Annotated in this window: 1 protein-coding gene; it reads left to right on the forward strand. The window is 37.4% G+C overall.

The features are described from left to right. Nucleotides 1-47: 47 nt before the first annotated feature. The coding region (locus tag AB1630_11990) for a PQQ-binding-like beta-propeller repeat protein (GenBank protein MEW6104513.1) at nt 48-2,728 on the forward strand (2,681 nt) is incomplete at its 3' end.

Below are 2,728 nucleotides of genomic sequence, written 5' to 3' on the forward strand. Positions count from 1 at the left end.
GGTCTGCCGGATTAGCTACCTTAACCATTGAGAGAGGTTTAAACCTTATGGAAGGAAAAACCTATTATTTCAGTGTCAAGGCAAAGAATGAGGTTGGGCTTTGGTCTGACATTGGCTATTCTGATGGAATAACCATTGATCTAACCCTACCTTCTCCTCCTCTAAACCTTAAGGGAATTGGAAGCGAAGGAACTACATACCTTTCTTGGGATAGTGGGACAGATTCATTATCTGGGATTTCGTATTATAAACTTTACAGAAATGGCATATTTGTTGGAAGCACAACAGAGCGATATATTCAGGATATTCCAAAAGAGCCAGGGACTTTAACCTATAGAGTAACCTCGGTAGATAAGGCAGGAAATGAAGGCACATTATCATCCCCATTTATTACCTATCTTAAAATTACATTCCTAATGACTACAGCAGACTGGGATGAGGTAGAAGAGATTGACAGATTTGTAGATCCTCCTTTGGGATATAGAACAATTTGGAATTATCCCTCTGGATTTCTTCCTTTTTCTTCAAAGCGTCTTTTAAATGGGGATACCCTCATTGTAGATTTATGTGATCAAGTCTATATTATAGACCCATTTGAAAGAATCAAGTGGAAATATGGGCATTTAAATAAACCTGGAAACAGAGAAGGCTTTCTTAATCGCCCAGAGGATGCCTTTTATCTTGAAAATGGCAATGTCTTGATTGCCGATAGTGGGAATAACAGGGTAATTGAGGTAAGCAAAAGCGGAAAGGTTGTTTGGGAATATAATACCTCTATTTACCGTCCTACAGCTGTTGAAGAATTATCAAACGGAAATGTTTTGATTGCTAATTTTGGCGGCTCTAGTGTTATTGAAGTTGATAAGAAGACAAATAACATTGTCTGGAAATATGAAACCTCAAACCCAATAGATGCAAGAAGGCTTTCTAATGGAAATACCCTTATTGTTGAATCTACAAAGCATCGGGTAATTGAGATAAATAAAGAGAAGGAGATTGCTTTCAGTTATGGGATTCTTAATTCTCCTGGTTCTACAATGGGTAAGTTAAATTCCCCATCTTCGGCTGACCGACTTGCTAATGGAAATACAATAATCGCTGATTGTGGAAACAGCCGAATAATTGAGGTAGATCCTTCAGGAAACATTACCTGGGAGCTTCATAGGAGTAGTAGAAGCAAGGCACCTCTTTCCCCAGAAGAAAAGGAAAAGCATCTCTTTTGGTGGCAACTTTGTCCTTTTTTAGAAGAGGATATTAAGCAAGAAAAGACTAAGGCATTATCGTCTAGTTATTACACTGTTTATAAAATAAGGGTTGTTCCTTCTATAAAAACAGATATTCTTCCTCCCTCCCTTTCTTCCTCTTTTTGCAATATAGAGGATGCGGGTAATTCCTTTAGGATAACAATAAATATTGATGTTAATGACAATGGAGGAATCAAGGAGGTTACTGTAGACCTTCTTTGGTTTGGTCTTTCTTACAATACAGAAATGAAAAAAGAAGATGGGAAATACACCTATACATTCTCAATTCCTAAGGATTCAGTTGTTTATAAAGATTATTGGGTAGAAATAAGGGCTTTGGATTATTCGGGAAATATGGCAGATTGTTCAATCCGTCTTGATTTACCCATAGAAAGAAGTATTAAAAGATTAACCAATGATAAAAAATACAATTGGTCTTCTATGTTTTCCCCTGATATGAAGCATATTCTTTTCTCTAAGTATACAACCCTCTATATTATGGAGGCAAATGGAGAGAATGAAAGGCAATTATTTCCAAATAGTGAATTTAGTCAAAGATATCCAGATTTTTCACCTGACAATAAAATGGTTGTTTTTTCAGGTTATAGCACCCAAAGCTGTTTTTGCATCCTTAAGAATTTTAAGGAGTATATCAATGGAAGCCCTTCTTCTCTTTACATAATTCCTCAAGATTGCGACCAACCCTCATTTTCTCCTGATGGAAATTCCATTATTTTTAGTTCAACAAACCTTTTTGTGCTTAAGGATATACCTTCCTTGCTTTCGGGAAGCTCAAGTGCGAGTATAAGGCAGATAACAAATTTAGATGGCCGTATCCTTTATCCCTCTTTCTCTCCTGATGGCGAAATGATTGTCTTTGCCTTAGAGAATGGATATGACAATACAAAAATATGGGTAATCAAGAATGCAAGGGAGGTAATTTATCAAGCTAAGGAACCAATTTATGTTCAATTATTCAATGATGATTTATCCATAAGGCTTCCCTTAGGTTTCCTTCCCGATACAGGGGAACTTATCTTTTTTGAGGCAGAGGATTACAGAAGGGGTGGAGGCATTAAGGTAATAACGAATTTTGAGGATGCGATAAAAAATAGTGCAGTTTGTGAGATTACACCCTTCCTTTTTGCCTATGCCTGGTCAAATGGAATATCCCCTGATAAAACAAAGGTATTGTTAGAAGAATGGAATTGGGACAAGAGTAGAACGATTTTGGTTACCGACTATCGGTTCACCTCAAGGGCAAATCCATCTTGCTCTCTTATTCAGCCGATGTGCAATCAAAAGGTTAAGGGTGAGGTAAAGATTGAGGGCATCGCAAGGGATAATCTCAGTGTCAATGGAACGAGAACATTATCCAAACTTTCCTCCTTTACCATAGAGTATGGAAAGGGAGAAAACCCGATTGCCTGGAACCCTATTACCTCCTCAAATACTCCCAAAGAGGGTATTTTGGGAATATGGAA

It is taken from the genome of bacterium (genome assembly GCA_040753555.1).
GTDB lineage: Bacteria > UBA9089 > UBA9088 > UBA9088 > UBA9088 > JBFLYE01.